This is a genomic window from Microbacterium sp. VKM Ac-2923, assembly GCF_022815605.1.
In the GTDB taxonomy this organism is placed as follows: domain Bacteria; phylum Actinomycetota; class Actinomycetes; order Actinomycetales; family Microbacteriaceae; genus Microbacterium.
Window position 1 is genome coordinate 93526 of record NZ_JALGRP010000003.1, and the last position, 20695, is coordinate 114220.

Sequence of the window (20695 nt, forward strand, 5' to 3'; positions counted from 1 at the left end):
GACGCGCCCGGGGGCGTGGAACCGCCTCATTACGGTGGGGGACGACCCCAAGGAGCCCGAGTGACGACCCTCGCCACCCCCAACGCCCGTGACCGTCGCCGCTGGGCGCGATACCTCGTCGACGAGCGCGCCGAAGCCCGCGTGTACCGCGAGCTCGCGTCCCGCCGCTCCGGCGAGGAGCGCGACATCCTGCTCGAACTCGCCGAGGCCGAGGGCCGCCACGAGCAGCACTGGATCGACCTGCTGGGTGAGCAGCCGCCGCGCCTGCCCCACCCCGGCCTGCGCACGCGGATGCTCGCCTGGATGGCCCGTCGCTTCGGATCGATCTTCGTGCTCGCGCTGGCGCAGAACGCCGAGGCCCGTTCGCCGTACGCCGACGAGCCGTACGCCACCCCCGCGATGGCCGCCGACGAGCGCGTGCACCACGAGGTCGTCCGCGGTCTCGCCGCTCGCGGACGCCGCCGGCTGTCGGGCACCTTCCGCGCCGCCGTGTTCGGGGCGAACGACGGCCTCGTGTCCAACCTCGCCCTCGTCATGGGGGTGGGCGCCACCGGCGTCGCCCCGAGCTTCGTGCTCTTCAGCGGCGTCGCGGGTCTCCTCGCCGGGGCCCTGTCGATGGGAGCCGGCGAGTTCGTCTCGGTGCGATCGCAGCGCGAACTCCTCGAGGCCACCGAGGAGAGCTCGTTCGCCGACTCCGCGCTCCCGCACCTGGACCTGGATGCCAACGAGCTCGCCCTCGTCTACCGCACGCGCGGGATGGACCAGGATGCCGCGCTCGCCAAGGCGCGCGAGGTCGTCACTGCCGCACAGGCGGGAGTGGCCCCTGTTGCGGCAGCCCCGGGGGAGTCCTCGCACGACGTCGTCGGCAGCGCGTGGGGCGCGTCCCTCTCGAGCTTCCTGTTCTTCGCGTCGGGCGCGGTCATCCCGGTGCTGCCGTGGATCTTCGGGATGACCGGCATCGGCGCGGTCGTGCTCGCGCTGGTCCTGGTGGGCATCGCCCTGATGGCCACCGGCGCGATGGTGGGCCTGCTCTCGGGCGCCTCACCCCTCAAGCGCGGCCTGCGCCAGCTCGCGATCGGCTTCGGCGCCGCCGCGATCACCTACGTCCTCGGCCTGCTGTTCGGGGTGTCGGCGGCGTGACCCGCGCGTGGGCCGATCTTGTGCGGGGTGTCGGCGTCGCGGCCCACGCGCGGGCCGACCTCGTGCGGTTCGGCGCGGCCTGAGCCCCCGCCCTCGCACCATCAGCCGCGGCCCGCCGCCACCCGCGCCGCCTCGCGCGTCGCCCCCACGTTCTTGCGGCCCGCGCGGGAACCGGCGAGCTTGGCGGTGATGTGCTCGCGCACCGTCACCGGGTCGTACAGTGCCGGCGCGTGGTCCGAAACGAAGTGCGGCAGCGGCGCGATCACCGCGTCGGCGTCGCCGTCGTGGAAGAACGCGGCCGAGCGTCGCCGTTCGATCGTCCCATCGATCACCGGGGGCTTCACGCGGTGAAGTGTCGACAGCCACTTGTCGTTCGTCAGTCGGGCCGCGACGTCGCCAAGGTTGACGAGCAGGGCTCCTTCCGCCGGAGACACGTCGTTCCATGAGCCGTCCTGCCCGAGCACCTGCAGGCCCGCGACACGGTCTCCCCACAGCACGGTCACCAGGCCGAAGTCGGTGTGCTCGCCCATCCCGGTCAGCTCGGCGCCCAGCTCGATGAATCCCGGGGGGAGCGCGTAGTTGTTCATGCGCAGCACGTCGATCGAATGCCCCGTGATGTCGTCGAAGAAGTCATCGGGCACGCGCAGGGCCGCAGCGAAGACCCGCGTCAGCGTCTGTGCCACGCGCCGCGCCTCGTCGTAGTACTCGCTCACCGCCCGCTCGAATCCGGTCGTCGCATCGGGCCAGGTGTTCTCGGCGTAGTCGGTGGCCGAGGCCGTGGTGCCCGGGTACTCCCGCCAGGACGTCCCCACGTTGAACGCCTCGAAGAAGTCGTTCATGCGCGTGACCGGATCGACGCCGAGGCTGTAGCTCAGCGACTCGCTTTTCGGCGGGCTGTAGCCGCGGTTCTCCGAGGCCGGCCGCACGTATTTCTTCTTGGTCTCGAGCGGCAGCGAGAAGAATCCGTCGAGAGCGCCGGTGAGGTCGTCGATGACGACGTTCGGGATGCCGTGCCCCACGATCTGCATGAAGCCGACGGTGCGACACGCGTGATCGACGGCGGCGACCACCGCGGCACGCGCATCGGGAGAGCCGGGGCCGACCCACGCGGAGATGTCGATCGTGGGCACGCGGAAGTCAGGCATGCCTCGACGCTAAGCGCGGCGTGTCACGTCGATGTTTCCTGGGGGTCACGGAAGGCGGGGCGGTGGCGGGCGCTCAACCCGGAACAGGTCCGCACTGCTCTCGCTCCCGCGTTCTATGCGCGAGGGGGACTTTCCCCACCGCCCCTTCACGCGCCGCTGCGCGGCACGCGGAGCCTCCGGCGGCGTGGGTCCAACCCCGCAGGGGTTCGAAATCCTCCCACTCCCGCAGACAATGACGAAGGCCCCCGGGATGAACCCGGGGGCCTTCGTCATTCTGTGCGCGAGGGGGGACTTGAACCCCCACGCCCGTTAAAGGGCACTAGCACCTCAAGCTAGCGCGTCTACCTATTCCGCCACCCGCGCATTGGGTGTTTGTCGCTTGCGCAACGAGGAACGACATTACCATGTCGCGGCACCCGACTCGAACCAGTGCAGCGCCCCGGGCGCGTCCGAGACCGCCCGTCGAGACCATCGACCGCGTGCGCAGCGGTGTCATCCGCCGCCACCCGTCCTCCCCAGGGGGAGTGCGACGGGAGAGGTCGCTGCACCCCGGTACGGTAGTGCGCATGTCCGCGCCCGAAACCGTGATCCCCGAGGTCGCCCGCATCGCGTCCGACCTCATCCGGTTCGACACCTCGAACTACGGCGGCGGCCGCTCCAACGGCGAGCGCGAGGCCGCCGATTACGTCGGCGCTTACCTCGAAGGACTCGGCCTCGACACCGACTACTACGAGCCCGTCGCGCGCCGCACCAACGTCCGCGCCCGCGTTCCCGGCCGCAATCCCGACAAGCCCGCGCTGATCCTGCACGGTCACCTCGACGTCGTGCCCGCCGTCGCCGACGACTGGAGCGTCGACCCGTTCGCGGGCGAGATCCGCGACGGCATCCTGTGGGGACGCGGCGCGGTCGACATGAAGGACATGGATGCCATGATCCTCACCTCCGTCGCCGACCTGCTGCGAGCGGGGGAGCAGCCGGAACGCGACGTGATCGTCGCTTTCTTCGCCGACGAGGAGAACGGTGGCGTCGAGGGATCCGCCCGCGTGGTGCAGGACCGACCGGAGTGGTTCGCCGGCGCGACCGAGGCGATCAGCGAGGTCGGCGGCTACTCCATCGCCGTCGGGGACCGACGCGCCTATCTGCTGCAGGTGGGCGAGAAGGCCCTGATCTGGATCAAGCTCGTCGCCCGTGGTCGCGCCGGTCACGGGAGCGGACTGCATCCCGACAACGCCGTGACCCGTCTCGCCGAGGCCGTGGCCGCCCTCGGGCGCACCGAGTGGCCGATCCGACTGACCGACACCACCTCCGAGCTGCTGGCGGGGCTGGCCCGGATCACGGGTGACGACGCGGGCGATCCCGACGCACTCGCGCTGCGCACCGGAGCGGCATCCAGCTTCATCCGCTCGACTCTGCGCACGACGACGAATCCGACGGGGCTCGCCGCGGGGTACAAGCACAACGTCATCCCCGACCGTGCTGAGGCGCTGATCGACGTGCGGGTGCTGCCCGGCACCGAGGCCGCGGCCCTCGCCGACATCCGCGCCATCGTCGGCGACGGGATCGAGATCGAGATCGTCCACCAGGACATCGGTCTCGAGGTGCCGTTCTCCGGTGATCTGGTCGACGCGATGATCGCCCAGCTGGATCGCCACGACCCGGGTGTCCCCGTCGTGCCGTATCTCATGGGAGGCGGCACCGACAACAAGGCCCTCTCCACCCTCGGAATCTCCGGTTACGGATTCGCGCCGTTGCGACTTCCCGCCGATCTCGACTTCACCGGAATGTTCCACGGTGTCGATGAGCGCGTCCCCGTCGACGCGCTCGAGTTCGGTCGACGTGTTCTCGCCGACCTCCTCCGGACGTACTGAAGGACCGCATGCATATCTTCGAGGTCATCATCCTCGGGCTCGTTCAGGGCCTCACCGAGTTCCTCCCCATCTCCTCCAGCGCGCACCTGCGCATCGTGGGGGAGTTCCTCCCGTCGCAGACCGACCCCGGTGCCACCTTCACCGCGATCACGCAGATCGGCACCGAGCTCGCCGTGCTGATCTACTTCCGCCACAAGATCGGCCGCGTCATCTCGCGGTGGTTCCTGTCGCTGCGGGGGAAGGTGCCGCGCAACGACCCCGACGCGCGCATGGGGTGGCTCGTCATCATCGGCACCATCCCGATCGCCCTCCTCGGCGTGCTGCTGCAGAGCCTGATCCGCGACAACTTCCGCAGCCTCTGGATCACCGCGGTCGTGCTCATCGTCTTCGGCATCCTGCTCGGTCTCGCCGACCACTACGGCAAGCGGCGTCGCGAGCTCGACGACCTGACGTACCCGCACGGCGTCGCCTACGGCTTCGCGCAGGCGCTCGCGCTCGTACCCGGCGTGTCCCGCTCCGGTGCGACCACCACGCTCGGACGCGCGCTCGGCTACAAGCGCACCGCCGCCGCCGAGTACTCCTTCCTGCTCGCGGTCCCGGCTGTCTTCGCCAGTGGTCTGTACGAGCTCTACAAGAGCTTCGACGAGGGCACCGGGCCCTACAACCTCGGTGAAACGGCCATCGCCACGGTTATCGCGTTCGTCGTCGGCTACGTGGTGATCGCGTTCCTCATGCAGTACCTCAAGCGCGGCAGCTTCCTGCCGTTCGTGATCTACCGCGTCGCCCTCGGCATTCTGATCATCGTGCTGCTCGTGCTCGGGGTCGTTCCGGCCGAGTCCGCCATCATGGCCGGCTAGTCCCGGATGCCACGGAGGCGCCGTCCCATCCGGGGCGGCGCCTCCGTGGTGCGCGGCGTCGCCGTGCATCCGAGCACCTCGGCGATGCGTCCGCCGAGCACGTGGGCGCTCTGCCGCGCGGGGAAGAAGCGACGGACGCTGGACGCCCGATGCCCGTCCGCGGGTGCCGTTGCGCGCTTGCAGAAGTACGAAGCTCGCAGATTCTCCCCAGAAACGCGCGAGTTTCGTGCGTTTGTGCCAGCGTCGCGCGCCCCTGAGCATGCTGCGCACGCGAAGAACGCCTCACACGAGGGCCCGCCGCGTCCCGGCGCGCTCGCGATGTCAGTGGCGGCGGGTCACCGGCACCTCCGTTCGTGTCGCGGTGCGCGCCCGCGTCGCGATGGGGCTCGACCGCGCGTCCGGAGTCGGTCGTCAGCGCCGCGGCGGGTCGTCGCGACCGGGCTTGGCCGGGCCGTCGCTTCCGCCACCACGGCGCAGGTACCGCTCGAACTCCTGTGCGATGGCGTCGCCCGACGCCTCGGGGGAGTCCCACGTGTCGCGGGTCTGCTCGAGCTGACGGATGTAGTCGCTCATCTCGTCGTCGTCGGCGGCCGCCGCGTCGATCGAGGCCTCCCACTGACGCGACTCGGCTTCGAGCTGGCCGCGGGGCACCGTGATGCCCGTGATGGCCTCGAGCCGCTCGAGCAGCGCGAGCGTCGCCTTCGGCGAGGGCGTGTGGCCCGCGACGTAGTGCGGCACGCTCGCCCACAGGCTCGCGGTCGGGATGCCGACCTGCTCCGACGCGTGGCCGATGGCGCTCAGGATGCCGACGGGCCCCTCGTACAGGCTCCGCTCCAGGCCGAGCGACTGCCGCACAGCCTCGTTGTCGCTGCCGGCGAAGACGGAGATCGGACGCGTGTGCGGGACGTCCGACATCATCGATCCGAGCGCGACGAAACCCGTGACGTCCTCGCGCAGCGCGACGTCGATGAACTCGGCGGCGAACGCCTGCCACGCGCGGGCAGGTTCGACGCCCACGAGGAGCCAGATCTCGGCACCGTCGGTGCGTTCGACCGGGCGGAGCAGTGTCGCCTCGGGCCAGGTGAGGGTGCGGCGCCCCTCGGCATCCAGGCCGATCTGCGGGCGGGTGTACTGGTAGTCGAAGTAGAGCTCGGGGTCGACGGAGTGCACGACTTCGAACTCCACATCGGCTCGCAGCATCGACGCTGCCGCCGACGCGGCTTCTCCGGCATCGTTCCAGCCGTCGAAAGCGGCGACGATGATCCGGCGACCCAGTGCGTCCACGCAACCTCCTCTGCCCCGTCGGGGCTGGATTCCAGGATAGGCGCACGCACGCACGGGCGGCCGGACGGTGACGGGGTCCGCCGTCGATACGATGGAACGATGACTTCTCCGGCTCCCACCGCGGTCCTCTGGGACATGGACGGCACGCTCGTCGACACCGAGCCGTACTGGATGGCCGCCGAGATCCCCCTCGTCGAGCGCTTCGGGGGCACCTGGACGCACGAGCAGGCGCTGGGAATGGTGGGTCTCGCGCTCGAGGACTCCGCCCGGCTGCTGCAGAACGCCGGCGTCCCCTGGAGCACGGACGAGATCATCGCGTACCTCACCGACGAGGTGCTCCGCCAGCTCTCCACCACCGGTGTGCCCTTCCGCCCGGGGGCGCGTGAGTTGCTCGCCGACCTGAAAGCCGCCGGTGTCAAGACGGCGCTCGTGACGATGTCGATGCGCCGCATGGCGCTCTCGGTCGTCGACCTCATCGATTTCCCGGCCTTCGACGTCGTGGTCGCCGGAGACGACGTGGAGCGTCCGAAGCCGTACCCCGATCCTTACCTGCAGGCGTCGACGCTGCTCGGCGTCGACATCCGCGACACCGTCGCCATCGAGGACAGCCCCAACGGCCTGCGCTCCGCCATCGCGAGCGGGGCGGTCTCTCTGGGCGTTCCTCTGATGGTGCCGCTCGACGGGGTCGGTGCACACGCTCTGTGGCCGAGTCTCGAGGGGCGGACCACCTCCGACCTCCGTGCGCTGCATGCCGCGCACGCCTCTTCTTCCCGACCCGACGAGACGCGAGCGATCCGATGAGCGAGACCCCCCACCTGAGCGGCCCCTTCCGTATCGGCGACCGAGTGCAGCTGACCGGCCCCAAGGCCCGCATGCACACGATCACCCTGCGCGAGCAGGGCGAGCTGCACACCCACAACGGCGTGCTCAAGCACGAGCTGCTCGTCGACCAGCCCGACGGCAGCGTCGTCACCAACAGCTCCGGTCACGACTACTTGGCCGTCCGCCCCCTGTTGCGCGATTTCGTCATGTCGATGCCCCGCGGCGCCGCCATCGTCTACCCGAAGGACGCTGCGCAGATCCTCGCGCAGGCCGATATCTTCCCCGGCGCCACGGTCGTGGAGGCCGGTGTCGGCTCCGGCGCTCTCTCGCTGTGGCTGCTGCGGGCGATCGGCCCCGCCGGCCGGCTGCTGTCGTTCGAGCGCCGTGAAGAGTTCGCCGAGGTCGCCCGCGCCAACGTGGAGACCTTCCACGGCGAGCACCCCGCGACCTGGGAGGTCATCGTGGGCGACCTCGTCGAGAGCCTTCCGGATGCCGTGGCTCCGGCATCCGTCGACCGCATCGTGCTCGACATGCTCGCGCCCTGGGAGTGCATCGACGCCGCCGCCGACGCCCTCACCCCGGGCGGCGTCGTGCTCTGCTACATCGCCACCGCCACGCAGCTCAGCCGCGTGGCCGAGTACATCCGCGCCACGGGGCTCTTCACCGACCCGGATGCCAGCGAGACCATGGTGCGCGGCTGGCACGTCGAGGGACTCGCTGTGCGGCCCGACCACCGCATGGTCGCGCATACGGGCTTCCTCATCACCGCGCGCCGTCTCGCCCCGGGGGCGATCCCGCCCGAGGTCAAGCGTCGCGCGTCGAAGTCGAGCTACGGCGACGAAGACGTGGAGCTGTGGACGCCGGGTGCCGTGGGCGATCGCGAGATCACCGACAAGAACCTGCGCAAGCGCGTGCGGGAGGCGCAGAAGTCCGCCGAGGGCGTGCGGCAGTCCGTCGCGGGTGCCGCGTCGGAGGAGTCCGGCCCGACCGCCTAAACTGTTCCGGTGCGCAGACTCCCCGCTCTCGTGGCCGTGACCGCCCTGGCCGGATTCGGCCTCGTCGGCTGTTCGGCATCCGCCGCTTCGTCGTGCCCGACGCCCACCGACAGCGCGATCGCGTCAGTGGTCGATGCCCCGGGAGAGGTCGGCTCGGTGCCCACCGTCTCGGTGCGGTCGCCCTTCCTGCCGACCGAGGCGGGCACCGCCACCCTCATCGAGGGGGACGGGCCGCGCATCACCACCGACTCCCAGCTCGCCCTGGTGGACGTCACCGTGCTCGACGCCGCATCCGGTGAGCAGCTGGTCGCGACGCCCTATAACGACGACGTCGCCACGGCGACGCCACTCCCGCGGCTCACGCAGGCGGTGCCCTCGCTCGCGCCGCTGCTGCGCTGCGTCGCCGAGGGGTCGCGTGTCGCCGTGGCCATCCCCGGCTCCGATCTCGGCGCCCAGGGTGCGCAGGCGCTCGGCGTGGCCGAGGGCGACGGCGCGGTGTTCGTCTTCGACGTGCGCAAGGTCTTCCTCTCCGCGGCCGACGGCGCCGACCAGTACAACGCCGACTCGGGCATGCCGTCCGTCGTGCGCGCCCCCGACGGTCAGCCGGGCATCGTCATCCCGGCGGGCGACGCCCCGACCGAGGCGCGGTCACAGACCATCAAGAAGGGCGACGGCGAGACGCTGACCGCCGACTCGTCCGTGGTCATCCACGTGCAGGGCGTCGCGTGGGGCGCCGACATGACCTTCGCCTCGACGTGGAAGAACGGTGCGCCCGGTCAGGCGACGGTGTCGGTGCTGCCGCCGGCGATGGCCGGCGCCCTCGAGGGGCAGACGGTGGGATCACAGGTATTGATCGTCGTCCCCGCCGACCAGACCGCGCAGGACACGCAGATCCTGCAGGCGCCCGAGGGCACCGCCCTGGTCTACGTCGTCGACATCCTCGGCGTCGCCGGCTGATCTCCGAGGGTCCGCGGGGCGGACGCCCGACCGGCTGACGTTCCGCCCGGCGCCTAGGATGGGCGGGTGTCCGCCACCGTCTCCCGCAGTGCTCCCGAGGAGCGCTTGGTGAACCTCGTCGTCGCCTTGATGGCGACCGAGCAGGGGCTCACGAAGGACACGATCCTTTCTTCCGTGGCGGGCTACCGCGAGCAACTCGACGCGGGGGCCTCGAAGGACGCGCTCGAGAAGATGTTCGAGCGCGACAAAGAAAGTCTCCGCGGTCTCGGCATCCCCATCGAGACGATCGGCAACCGCACCGACCCCGACGACCTCCGCGAGGCGCGCTATCGCGTCCCGACCGCGGAGTACTCCCTGCCCGAGGACATCTCGTTCAGCCCGGCGGAGGTGGCTCTGCTCAACATCGCCGGCAGCGTCTGGGGGAGCGAATCGCTCTCCGCCGACGCCCGCAGTGGGCTGCGCAAGATCCGGGCACTGGGCATCGCGGTGGACGAACCCATCATCGGCTACGCCCCGCGGATCCGGGTGCGCGACGCGTCGTTCCCCGCGCTGCAGCGAGCGATCGAGCAGTGCCGCGTCGTCACCTTCACCTACCTGCGTCCCGGCGACGAGCGTCCGCGTGAACGTCGCATCCGTCCCCTGGCCCTGCTCGAGTACGAGGCGCGCTGGCACGTGTTCGGGTTCGATCTGAACATGGATGCCGACCGCACGTTCCTCCTTTCGCGGATCATCGGCGATGTCACCGTCACCCGTGCCACCTTCCCGTCCGGGCTGCGCGAGGGAGCGGGGGACCGGGCTCTGGCCGGGCTCCGGGCCGTCGCCGACGGTCAGCGGGCCCTGCTCGAGGTGCATCCCGGCACCGAAGCCGCCCTGCGGCTCGCGCGGCGGGCCGATACCGCGCCGCAGGGCATCGTGGTCCCCTTCGTCGACCTGCACGTCTTCGCCGACGAGCTCGCGTCCTACGGCCCGGAGGTGCGCGTGGTCGCCCCGGACGATCTGCGCGCCGAGGTCGTCCGCCGTCTCGAAGCGACGATGCGCCTGCACGGGGGTGCCGGGTGAACCCGGAGCGCCCCGTCGCCGCCCTCGACCGGGCAGCGCTCCTGCTGCAGCTCGTGCCGTACCTGCTGGGTAAAGGAGAGGTGCCGGTCGCCGAGGCGGCGGCGGACTTCGACGTGACTCCCGACGAGATGCGCGCGATGGTGCAGCGCCTCACGGTCATCGGTTTGCCCGGCGAAAGCGGGTACTGGCAGTTGCCGCACGACCTGTTCGACATCGACTGGGATCTGCTCGACCGCGACGACGTCATCGTCATCACGAACACGGTGGGTCTCGAGCGCTCCCCGCGATTCACCGCTCGTGAGGCCGCCGCGCTGCTGGCCGGTCTGCAGCTGGCGCGGAGCCTGCCCGGATTCGGCGACAGCGAGCTCGTCGCCGGTCTGCTGTCGAAGCTCGCCCGCGGTGCCGCTGCCGCGCCACCGGCCGTCATCGTCGCCCCCGGCCCCGTCGACGGGGTGCGCGACGTCGTCGATCGCGCGCTCCGCCAACGCGTCGCGGTCACCTTCACCTATCGCGCCCCGGGCGCCGAACCCATCAGCCGGACGGTCGACCCGATCAAGGTGCACATCGCGAACGGCCAGTGGTATCTCCAGGGCTGGGATCACCTGCGCCGGGCCGTGCGCACCTTCCATCTCGACCGGGTCGGCGATGCCGCCGTCACCGACATCCCTGCCGCACACGGCCGTGACGAGGTGCCCGAGCTGTTCGCGCCGTCGGACGACGAGGTGGTGGCGCGATTGCGCTTCCCGCGCGCTGTCGCGCCTCTCCTCGCCGATTACCTCGAGCGCGCCGAGATCGAGGATGCCGACGACGACCTCTCCGTGGCATCCCTGCGCCTCGCCGACGAGCAGAGTCTCAAGCGTCTCGCTGCCCGGCGCGGCGGCGAGGTCGAACTGCTCGAGCCTGCGGGGGCTCGCCGAGCCGCCGCGGAATGGGCCGCGGCCGGACTCGCGCAGTACGAATCACCGCCGTCCTGAGGCGGTTCTTCCGCGGCGTGACGCATCCCGTCAGCCCCCGCACGCAGCGCACATCCGTTTCGCGCGCGTTCCGGCGGGCCGTTCCGCCTCTCGGCCCGCGGAGAGGTGCGCGGGTTAGACTGGAGCCCACGCCCGACAACGACGAGGAGTCACCATGCTCGGCAATCTCACCGGATGGCACCTTCTGGTCGTCCTCGCGGTCATTCTTCTTCTCTTCGGTGCGGCCAAGCTCCCGGCTCTCGCGAAGAGCATGGGTCAGTCCGCTCGTGTCTTCAAGAGCGAGATGAAGGAGATGAAGCGCGACGACGAGGTCTCCGCGCAGCCCTCCGAGGCCCCGCGTCCGACCGACGCCGGCACCGCGCCGACCGTCGCCCCGGAGTCGCGCAGGTCGAACGACCCCACCGTCTAACCGGTGGCGACGGCAGGACCGCCGCGGATCGACGTGCCCGAGGGGCCGCGGCGAGATAAGCGCATGTCGATCGGCGCGCACCTCGTCGAACTGCGCAAGCGCCTGATGTGGGCTGCCGCGGCACTCATCGTGGGCATGGTCGTGGCGTTCATCATCACCGACCCGATCATCCACCTCATCACTGAGCCCATCCGCGTCATCGCGGAGCGGCGTGGTGACGATTTCTCGGCGCTGAACTTCACCTCGGTCACCTCGGCGTTCGACCTGCGCATGCGCATCGCCTTCTCGATCGGCATCTTTCTGTCGGCGCCGGTGTGGCTGTGGCAGATCTGGGCGTTCATCATGCCCGGTCTCACGCGCAAAGAGATCCGCTACACGGTCGGGTTTGTGGCATCCGCTGTCCCGCTGTTCTTCGTGGGGTGCTGGGTCGGTCTGCTGATCGTGCCGCACGTGATCGAGCTGATGTGGGGCTTCACACCCGACGGAGGCGTCAACTTCTACAACGCCGTCGACTACTACGACTTCGTCTTCAAGCTGCTGATCGTGGTGGGCGTCTCGTTCGTGCTTCCGGTGTTCCTCGTCGCGCTCAACGTCGCCGGAGTCATGAGCGGCAAGGCCATCCTCAAGGGGTGGCGCGTCGCCATCATCATCGCCACGGTGTTCTCGGCCCTGGCCACGCCCGCGGCCGACGTGGTGAGCATGCTGATGCTCGCCGGCATCCTGATCGTGCTGTTCTTCGCCGCCGCGGGACTGTCGATGCTGTTCGACCGGCGCAAGGCGCGTCGAGTCGCCGCATCGGAGATGGCGTCGGGGCCCATCGCGTGAGTACGCCCAGCCCGGCCGAGCGTTTCGCTCGAGCCAGCGCCCGCTCGACGCACCCGCACACGGCGGACTTCGCCGAGATGCAGCGATTCGAGCTCGACGACTTTCAGATCGCCGGATGCCACGCCCTCGAAGACGGGCGGAGCGTGCTGGTGGCCGCCCCCACAGGCGCGGGCAAGACCATCGTCGGCGAGTTCGCGATCCACCTCGCCATGCTCGAGCCCGGTGACAAGGCGTTCTACACGACGCCCATCAAGGCGCTGTCGAACCAGAAGTTCCACGAGCTGCAAGAGGTGTACGGCGACGACGAGGTCGGTCTGCTCACCGGCGACACCAACATCAACGCCTCGGCGCGCATCGTCGTGATGACCACCGAGGTCCTGCGCAACATGCTCTACGCCGACTCGCCGGCGCTGCGGGGTCTGCGTTTCGTCGTGATGGACGAGGTGCACTACCTCGCCGACCGCTTCCGTGGCGCGGTGTGGGAGGAAGTGATCATCCACCTCCCGCCGTCGGTGAAGCTCGTGTCGCTGTCGGCGACCGTGTCCAACGCCGAGGAGTTCGGAGACTGGCTCGACACCGTCCGCGGCGACTCCGAGGTCATCGTGTCGGAGACGCGGCCGGTGCCCCTCGAGCAGCACGTGCTCGTGCGCGGTGACCTTCTGCCGCTGTTCGACGACAGGGCGGGGGTGGCGACCGCCCAGGTGAACCAGGAGCTCCTGCGTATCCGCGGCGGCAACGCCGGGGGATACGAGAACAACCGTCGGGCGCAGGAGTACCGCTCCCAGCGCCACGCGGGCGGCCCGCGCCACGCGCAGCAGCGGCGAGCGGGACACAAGCCGGTGCGGGCCTCGCAGGGCCCGCGCATCGAGCGCCTCGACCGCCCCGAGGTGGTCGAGCTGCTGCAGCGAAATCACCTGCTGCCGGCCATCTTCTTCATCTTCAGCCGCGCCGGGTGCGATGCCGCCGTGCAGCAGTTGCGTCGCGCCAACGTGCGGCTCACCTCCGCCGAGGAGCGGGTCGAGATCCGTCAGATCGTCGACGAGCTGACCTTCACCCTGAAGGACGAAGACCTCGCGGTGCTGCACTTCTGGGAGTGGCGCGACAACCTCGAGCGGGGGATGGCGTCTCACCACGCCGGTCTGCTCCCCGCCTTCAAAGAGGTCGTGGAGGAGCTGTTCCGCCGCAAGCTCGTCAAGGTCGTCTTCGCCACGGAGACGCTCGCCCTCGGCATCAACATGCCCGCGCGGACGGTCGTGCTCGAGAAGCTCGAGAAGTTCAACGGCGAGGCGCGGGTCGCGATCACGTCCGGGGAATACACCCAGCTCACCGGCCGCGCCGGTCGCCGCGGAATCGACGTCGAGGGTCATGCCGTCGTGCAGTTCACCGAGGGACTCGATCCCCAGTCGGTCGCAGCCCTCGCTTCCCGCCGCACCTATCCGCTCAACTCGAGCTTCCGGCCCACCTACAACATGGCCGTGAACCTGATCGACCAGTTCGGTCGCGCCCGCGCGAGGGAGATCCTCGAGTCCTCGTTCGCGCAGTTCCAGGCGGATCGCTCGGTCGTGGGCCTCGCCCGCCAGGTGAAGGAGGCGGAGGAATCGCTCGGCGGCTACGAGCAGGCGATGACCTGCGACCGCGGAGACTTCCGCGAGTACTCCACCATCCGTCGTGAGCTGAGCGATCTAGAGAAGATCAATCGCCGTGACGCGACGGCGCCCCGCCGGCTCCGCGACGAGCGTCAGAACCAGATCCAGTCGCTGCGGCGTCGGATGCAGCGCCATCCCTGTCAGTCGTGTCCCGACCGCGAGGCGCACGCGCGTTGGGCGGAGCGGTACTGGAAGCTCAAGCGCTCCACCGACAAGACCCGGCAGCAGATCGACCAGCGCACCGGCACGGTCGCGCGCGTGTTCGATCGTGTCGTCGAGGTGCTCGCGGCGCTCGAGTACGTGCGCGTCGAGGACGATGGCGGCACCGCCCTGACCCCCGCCGGGCGCACGATGCGCCGCATCTACGGCGAGCGCGACCTGCTGGTCGCCGAGTCGCTGCGCCAGGGTCTGTGGGACGGGCTGGACGCTCCTTCTCTCGCCGCTCTCGCCTGTTGCCTCGTGTACGAACCGCGACGCGACGAGGCCGGTCCGGGGGAGCGAGGCCTGCCGCGTGGCGCGTTCCGCGGAGCTCTGGATGCCACGCAGACGCTGTGGCAAGAGCTCGACGACCTCGAACGCGACCACCGTCTGCCCGGGTCGGAGTCGCCGGCGTCCGGACTGGCCCCGGCCATGCACGCGTGGGCGAAGGGCCTCCCGCTGGACAGCGTGCTGACTGTCGCCGACATGGCGGCGGGCGACTTCGTGCGGTGGGCGAAGCAGACGATCGACCTGTTGGATCAGATCTCGCTCGTCGCCGACCCGCCGCTCGCGAAGACTGCGCGCTCGTCGCTGGACGCCGTGCGCCGCGGCATCGTGGCCTACACGTCGGCATGAGCGCCGTCCCCCTGACGCCCACGGACCGGGCCGACCGCGCCGCGCCCCTGCTGCGGCTGGCGTACGCCGCTCCGCTGTCGGTGGTGGCAGGGCTGCTGCTGGTGACGGCCTATCCCGCGCTGGCGTGGTGGCCGATGGCGGTGCCCGCGGTGGTCCTGACGCTCATCACGCTCATCGGCCGTCGATTCTGGTCCGCTGTGCTGGTCGGGTTGCTCTTCGGCGCCGCGTTCTTCTCGGTCAACCTGCTCTTCACGGCCCGCTACCTCGGCCCTGTGCCGTGGATCGCCCTGTCGGCGCTCGAGTCGCTGTTGACGGCGGTATTCGCCGTGCCGATCGCGCTCGCCTATCGATGGATGCCGAAGATCGCCCCGGGCACGGTCGGGCGTCTCGTGCTCCTTCCAGCGCTCGTGGCGGGGCTGTGGACGCTGCGGGAGCAGATCGTCGGTTCCTGGCCGTACGGCGGGTTCCCGTGGGGCCGCATCGGGGTCTCGCAGGTGAACGGTCCGTTCGCCGAGGTCGCCTCGTGGGTCGGCATGTCGGGGCTGTCGTTCCTCGTCGTGCTGATGTGCGCGATGGGCGTCGAGCTCGTCCGTGTCGGGGGGCTGCGTCGACTCGTCCGCGCGGTGCCCGTGACCGTCGTCCTCGTGGTCCTGGTGGCGCTCCCCGCATTCCCGACGACGGCGGCGGGGTCGATGCGCGTGGGCGCGGTGCAGGGAAACGGGCCCGCGGGCTATTTCGACCAGCGGGCGCGCGGCGCCGTGCTGGATTCGCAGCTCGCGGCATCCGCGCCCCTGCTCGGGGAGGACATGGACGTTCTGCTGTGGCCGGAGGGCGGGGTCGATTCCGACCCCACCTCGAACTCTGCGACCGCCGCGGTGCTGCGAGACCTCTCACGACGGGTCGACGCACCGCTGCTGATCTCGGCAGTGACGGAACGGGGCTCGGAGCTGTTCAATTCCTCGCTGCTGTGGACGCCCGACGGGCAGACCGGGTCGACATACGACAAGCGCAACCCGGTCCCCTTCGGCGAGTACGTGCCCGACCGCGCGTTCTGGGAACCGTTCGCCCCCGACCTCATCGGACTGATCGGCCGGGAGTACACCCCCGGCACCGCGTCGCCCGTGATCGACGTCGACGGGATCAGTGTGGGCCTGGCGATCTGCTTCGACGTCATCTACGACGACGTCGTCTGGGACGGCGCCGATGCGGGGGCCCAGATCTACATGTTCCAGACGAACAACGCCGACTTCCGAGGGACGGACGAGAACCTGCAGCAGCTCGCCTTTGCGCGTATGCGCGCGATCGAGACGGGCCGAGCGGTGGTGAACTTGTCGACCGTGGGGACGAGTCAGGTGATCGCGCCCGACGGCTCGACGGTCGACGAGCTGCCCATCGACACCGCCGGGCACATGCTCGCCGATGTGCCGCTGCGCACGGGACTGACCCCCGCGGTCATCATCGGCCCTGCGGTGAAGATCGTGCTCGGCTGGGGGAGCATCGCGGGACTCGTCGCTGTCGGCGTGGCCGTGCTCATCCGGGCGCGCGCACAGAAGAAGACGCCGGCCCCCGAGGGGACCGGCGTCTGAATCTTCCGCTGGTCAGGCGCTGAGCTTCTCGCCGCCTGCGCCACGACGGGCGCGCACGAACGCGAGACGCTCTTCGAGGAGCTCTTCGAGCTCGGGGAGTGTGCGCCGCTCGAGCAGCATGTCCCAGTGCGTGCGGGCGGCCTTGTCGCCCGAGTGGTCGACGGTCGCGATGCCTTCGCCGATGCGCAGCAGCGCCTCGGCTCCGCACGTGCGGCACTCCCATGCCTCGGGTACCTCGGCGTCAGCCGCGAAGGTCAGGACGGTGTCACGTCCACAGGTGCTGCAGTTGTAGGTGTGCTGAGCACGGTCGTGAAACACGACGCCATCTTCGCTTTGAAGGCTTTGGGCGCCGAGTCGGATGCCGCGGAGACTGCGGTCTGCCATTGTGTGGTCCTCTCGTCGGTCCCCATGTATAACGTCTGCACCTGTGCGCTTTATTCGAACCTCGGGCGTGCGGGCGGCTTTCACAGAGGATGCTCAGACAGTTCCGGTTCTCCGCGCGTTCACCACACCGAGAGCGACGTCGGCGCGGTCGGTGACGAGCCCGTCGACGCCGAGGTCGAGCAGGCGTTGCATGTCGTCCTCGCCGTTGACGGTCCACACGTGCACTTCGACGCCGGCGGCGTGCGCGTCGCGCACGAGGCCGCGGGTGACGACGGGAATCGGCCCCTGGCGCTCGGGCAGTTGAAGCGCGTCGACCTCGGCGAGCAGGGAGCGGACGCGGGACCCCCGCCCCAGCGCCCGCGCGACGAGGAGGCGTTTCACGGTCTCCAAGCCGGGGGAGGTCGCCGGTCGCCGCGGAGCACCGGCCGCCATCGCGGCCGTCAGCGCTTCGAGGCGGCGCGCGTCGGAGAAACTCGTCACGAGCACCCGCGCGGCGTGCGGGGCGACGAGCCGGCCCACGCCCTCGGCCGCCGCGGCCGCCTTCACGTCGAGGTTGAACCGCACGTCGGGGAACGCGTCGAGCGCCTGCGCGAGGGTGATGAGCCCGCCCCGGTCCGACATGATCTCCTCGAGCTCGTGCAGGCGTACGTCGGCGATCTTCCGCGGGTCGTCGGCCACGCGTCGAAGGTCGTCGTCGTGGAAGAGCACGACGGTCCCGTCGGCGGTGACGTGGCAGTCCGACTCCACGTACGCCACTCCCGCGGCGTGAGCCTCCGCGACCGCAGCGAAGGAGTTCTCGGTCACGCCGTGGAGCGCGGCATCCGGGGTCACCAGCCCGCGGTGCGCCAGCACGCGCGGGGCGGCGGGGGAGAGGTACGGATGCCGAGTCATGGGACCGTCGGTCCCTCGGCCGCGACCATGACGGCGCGGCGGTCGCGGTCGTCCCGCATCTGCGTCTCCATCCAGCCGTCCCGGGCCCACGTGTCGCGGGGGGAGAGAACGTCCATATCGTGCCTCCGAGCCCGAACGTACCACCGGGCACCGACACCCGGGCCGGTCACCGACGTCGGCGCGGGCAGGATCGACGCCGGGACCGTGGCATCCCGATCGGTAGGCTGGGAGCTGATCCCGAATCGTCAGGAGATTTCCCGTGTCCCAGACCCTCCCGTCCGGCTCCCTGAGCGGCAAGACCGCCCTCGTCACCGGTTCCTCGCGTGGTATCGGCGCCGACACCGTGCGCTACTTCGCCGAGGCCGGCGCGAACGTCGTCATCAACTTCCGCAACAAGGCCCCCCGCGCCGAGAAGCTCGCGACGCAGCTGCGCGAGCTCGGTGTCGAGGCTCTCGTCGTGGGTGCCGACCTCACCGACCCCTCGTCGGTGCAGGCGTTGGTCGACGAGGTGCAGCGCACGTTCGGCGGGCTCGACATCCTGGTGCTGAACGCCTCGGGAGGGATGGAGTCGGGCATGGCCGAGGACTACGCATTGCTGCTCAATCGCGACGCCCAGGTCAGCGTGCTCGAGACGGCTCTCCCCATCCTCAACGCCGACGCACGCGTGGTGTTCGTCACCAGCCACCAGGCGCATTTCATCCGCACCACCCCGACCATGCCCGAGTACGAGCCGGTCGCCCTCTCCAAGCGCGCCGGCGAAGACGCCCTGCGCGAGAAGATCCCGGCCCTCGAAGAACGCGGCATCGGTTTCACCGTCGTCTCGGGCGACATGATCGAGGGCACGATCACCGCGACGCTGCTCGAGCGCGCCAACCCGGGCGCGATCGCCGCCCGTCGCGACGACGCCGGCAAGCTCTACAACGTGTCGGAGTTCGCCGCCGAGGTCGCGCGCGCGGCCGTCGACCCCGTGCCGTCCGAGAACACCCGCCTCGTCGGAGACACGGACTCGTTCGGAGGCGAGTGAGCATGCGGCCGTCCGACATCGAGACGTTGATCGGGGTCGGTCGGCCGACGATCGCCTCCGACGCGTCCTTCGCCGTCTTCTCGACCTCTCGGCCCGATCTCGCCGCCGACCGGGCGGTGGGCCAGCTCTGGAGGATCGATCTGCCCGACGGCGCCGCGCGACGGCTCACCCGGGGGGTGGCCGACCGCTCACCGGTGCTCTCTCCCGACGACGAGACGGTCGCCTTCCTCCGCGCCGATGCGAAGAGCCGGGCCCAGGTGTTCGTCGTCCCCTCCGGCGGCGGTGAGCCCGTTCAGGTGACGGACCAGCCCGGGGGAGTGACCGAGGTCTCCTGGTCGCCCGACGGCACGCGTCTCGCGTTCGCCGCACGGGTTCCCGAGCCGGGTCGTTACGGCACCGTGGAGGGGCGGGATGCCGCGGCCGAACCGCCGCGCCGTATCACCGGCATCCGCTGGCACGCGAACGGTCTGGGATATCTCGATCGTCCGACGCATCTGTTCGTCGTCGATGCGCCGCCCGCCGACGCGGAGCCCTTCTATCCGCCGGCACCCGCCCTCGACGGCCCCGAGAAGCGCGTGGTCGCCGCCGAGGCCACCCGGCTCACCGGGGGCGACACGGGGTGGAGCGGCGTCGTCTGGACGGCCGACGGCTCCGAGCTGCTCAGCGTCCCCGATGCGATCGAGGACGACCGTCGCGACCTGCGCGACCGACTGGTGGCCGTGACGATCGACGGGGGAGCGCAGCGCGAGGTGCTGAGCCCCGACTTGTCGATCTCGGAGGTCGCTGTCGCTCCCGACGGGGCCGTGTTCGTCCTCGCGAACGACGTCGGCTCCGAGGGCGTCGATTTCGTCGCTCCCGGCGTCGCCCTGTTCGCGGTCGATCCCGAGGGGCCGCGGCGGCTCACCGACCCCGAGACGATCGACCTGGGCGAGGTCGGCAGCCACATCTCCTTCGACGGCGACGACATCCTCGTGCAGGACCGCACCCGGGGACGCCTGCGCCTGCTGCGCGTCACGCGCGGGGGAGCGGTGACCGAGGTGCTCGGCGGCGACCTCGAGGTGAACGGCCATGCCGCCGCGCGCGGGCGGGTCGTGGCATCCGTCGCATCATCGCAGTCGTTCGGCGAGCTCGTCGTCGTCGAAGGGGGCGCGGCGCTCACGCTCACCGACTTCGGCGCTGCGGTGCGCGAGCGGGGTATCGTCCAGCCCGTCGAGCACGAGATCCCCGGCCGCGACGGCTACCCGGTTCACGGCTGGGTGGCCGTGCCCGAGGGCGACGGACCGTTCCCCGTGATCCTCCAGATCCACGGAGGGCCGTACGCCTCGTACGGCGTGCACGTCTTCGACGAGACGCAGGTGCTCGTCGACGCGGGCTACGCGGTCGTCTACAGCAACCCCCGCGGCAGCGCCGGGTACGGTCGCGAACACGGTCGCTCGATCCGCCGTCAGATGGGCACGCTCGACTATTTCGACGTCATGGACTTCTTCGACGGCGTGGTCGCGGCCGACCCGCGCCTCGACGGCGACCGGGCGGGCGTGATGGGCGGATCGTACGGCGGGTACATGACCGCCTGGGTCATCGCGCACGACCACCGCTTCGCGGGGGCCATCGTCGAGCGCGGCTTCCTCGACCCGACCGCCTTCCCGGGCTCGAGCGACATCGGCTCGTTCTTCGGGCTGGAGTACGTCGGCACCGACCCCGAGCGTGTGGCGGCGCAGAGACCGATGGCGGTGGTCGATCAGGTCACGACGCCGACACTGGTGCTCCATTCCGAGCTCGACTTCCGCTGCCCGCTCGAGCAGGCCACGCGGTACTACGCGGCGCTGAAGGCTCAGGGCACCGAGGCCGAGATGCTGATCTTCCCCGGCGAGGATCACGAACTCACCCGCGCCGGCCGTCCCCAGCACCGGGTGCAGCGCTTCGACGCGGTCCTCGAGTGGTGGAGTCGACACCTCCCCGTCGAGGGGTGAGAGAAGGGCCCGGATGCCACGGCAT

Annotated in this window: 18 protein-coding genes and 1 tRNA gene; 14 read left to right on the forward strand and 5 right to left on the reverse strand. The window is 70.4% G+C overall.

Annotation, left to right across the window (positions count from 1 at the left end):
* Positions 1-60: 60 nt before the first annotated feature.
* Positions 61-1140 carry a VIT1/CCC1 family protein gene (locus MT347_RS06315; protein ID WP_243499235.1) on the forward strand — a complete coding sequence of 360 codons (1080 nt, stop codon included), beginning with the start codon at positions 61-63 and terminating at the stop codon, positions 1138-1140.
* 101 nt (positions 1141-1241) lie between these two features.
* On the opposite strand, the gene MT347_RS06320 is transcribed toward MT347_RS06315, so the two are convergent.
* On the reverse strand, positions 1242-2285 hold the full coding sequence (locus tag MT347_RS06320; RefSeq protein ID WP_243499237.1) for an isopenicillin N synthase family oxygenase: 1044 nt from the start codon (positions 2283-2285) through the stop codon (positions 1242-1244).
* Positions 2286-2562: 277 nt separating this feature from the next.
* Positions 2563-2648, reverse strand: a tRNA-Leu gene (locus tag MT347_RS06325).
* Positions 2649-2851: 203 nt separating this feature from the next.
* Between MT347_RS06325 and MT347_RS06330 the strand changes: the two genes are divergently transcribed.
* Together MT347_RS06330 and MT347_RS06335 are read left to right on the forward strand one after the other, a co-directional pair.
* Complete coding sequence (locus tag MT347_RS06330) at positions 2852-4153, forward strand: M20/M25/M40 family metallo-hydrolase (RefSeq protein WP_243499239.1); 1302 nt, start codon at positions 2852-2854, stop codon at positions 4151-4153.
* Between the two features lie 8 nt (positions 4154-4161).
* Positions 4162-5010: an undecaprenyl-diphosphate phosphatase gene (locus MT347_RS06335; protein WP_243499241.1), complete on the forward strand. Its 849-nt coding sequence runs from the start codon at positions 4162-4164 to the stop codon at positions 5008-5010.
* A 411-nt stretch (positions 5011-5421) separates the two neighbouring features.
* On the opposite strand, the gene MT347_RS06340 is transcribed toward MT347_RS06335, so the two are convergent.
* Complete coding sequence (locus tag MT347_RS06340; RefSeq protein WP_243499243.1) at positions 5422-6294, reverse strand: PAC2 family protein; 873 nt, start codon at positions 6292-6294, stop codon at positions 5422-5424.
* A 99-nt stretch (positions 6295-6393) separates the two neighbouring features.
* On the opposite strand from MT347_RS06340, the gene MT347_RS06345 reads away from it, so the two are divergent.
* The 9 genes from MT347_RS06345 (at position 6394) to lnt (ending at position 16401) form a co-directional block, all read left to right on the forward strand.
* Positions 6394-7095, forward strand: coding sequence for an HAD family phosphatase (locus MT347_RS06345; protein WP_243499245.1), 702 nt, complete (start codon positions 6394-6396; stop codon positions 7093-7095).
* On the forward strand, positions 7092-8111 hold the full coding sequence (locus MT347_RS06350; protein ID WP_243499247.1) for a tRNA (adenine-N1)-methyltransferase: 1020 nt from the start codon (positions 7092-7094) through the stop codon (positions 8109-8111). Before MT347_RS06345 ends, MT347_RS06350 begins: the two co-directional genes overlap by 4 nt.
* A gap of 9 nt (positions 8112-8120) precedes the next feature.
* On the forward strand, positions 8121-9068 hold the full coding sequence (locus tag MT347_RS06355) for an FKBP-type peptidyl-prolyl cis-trans isomerase (RefSeq protein ID WP_243499249.1): 948 nt from the start codon (positions 8121-8123) through the stop codon (positions 9066-9068).
* A 66-nt stretch (positions 9069-9134) separates the two neighbouring features.
* Positions 9135-10127, forward strand: a complete 993-nt coding sequence (locus MT347_RS06360; RefSeq protein ID WP_243499251.1) for a YafY family protein — start codon at positions 9135-9137, stop codon at positions 10125-10127.
* Positions 10124-11101 carry a YafY family protein gene (locus MT347_RS06365; protein ID WP_243499253.1) on the forward strand — a complete coding sequence of 326 codons (978 nt, stop codon included), beginning with the start codon at positions 10124-10126 and terminating at the stop codon, positions 11099-11101. Before MT347_RS06360 ends, MT347_RS06365 begins: the two co-directional genes overlap by 4 nt.
* 154 nt (positions 11102-11255) lie before the next feature.
* Entirely contained in the window at positions 11256-11510 is a 255-nt protein-coding gene (gene tatA / locus MT347_RS06370; protein ID WP_243499255.1) for a Sec-independent protein translocase subunit TatA, read from the forward strand.
* A 63-nt stretch (positions 11511-11573) separates the two neighbouring features.
* A complete protein-coding gene (gene tatC, locus MT347_RS06375; RefSeq protein ID WP_243499257.1) occupies positions 11574-12335 on the forward strand; it encodes a twin-arginine translocase subunit TatC in 762 nt (253 codons plus the stop codon).
* Positions 12332-14815: an RNA helicase gene (locus MT347_RS06380; protein ID WP_243499259.1), complete on the forward strand. Its 2484-nt coding sequence runs from the start codon at positions 12332-12334 to the stop codon at positions 14813-14815. Before tatC ends, MT347_RS06380 begins: the two co-directional genes overlap by 4 nt.
* A complete protein-coding gene (gene lnt, locus MT347_RS06385; protein ID WP_243499261.1) occupies positions 14812-16401 on the forward strand; it encodes an apolipoprotein N-acyltransferase in 1590 nt (529 codons plus the stop codon). Before MT347_RS06380 ends, lnt begins: the two co-directional genes overlap by 4 nt.
* Before the next feature lie 12 nt (positions 16402-16413).
* On the opposite strand, the gene MT347_RS06390 is transcribed toward lnt, so the two are convergent.
* Positions 16414-16785 carry an RNA polymerase-binding protein RbpA gene (locus MT347_RS06390; protein ID WP_243499263.1) on the reverse strand — a complete coding sequence of 124 codons (372 nt, stop codon included), beginning with the start codon at positions 16783-16785 and terminating at the stop codon, positions 16414-16416.
* Between the two features lie 93 nt (positions 16786-16878).
* Positions 16879-17676, reverse strand: coding sequence for a glycerophosphodiester phosphodiesterase family protein (locus tag MT347_RS06395; RefSeq protein ID WP_243499265.1), 798 nt, complete (start codon positions 17674-17676; stop codon positions 16879-16881).
* A gap of 259 nt (positions 17677-17935) precedes the next feature.
* Here MT347_RS06395 and MT347_RS06400 point away from each other — a divergent pair, with 259 nt between their 5' ends.
* Together MT347_RS06400 and MT347_RS06405 are read left to right on the forward strand one after the other, a co-directional pair.
* Entirely contained in the window at positions 17936-18700 is a 765-nt protein-coding gene (locus MT347_RS06400) for an SDR family oxidoreductase (RefSeq protein WP_243499267.1), read from the forward strand.
* Positions 18701-18702: 2 nt separating this feature from the next.
* Entirely contained in the window at positions 18703-20670 is a 1968-nt protein-coding gene (locus tag MT347_RS06405; protein ID WP_243499269.1) for a S9 family peptidase, read from the forward strand.
* The last annotated feature ends 25 nt before the right edge of the window (positions 20671-20695 follow it).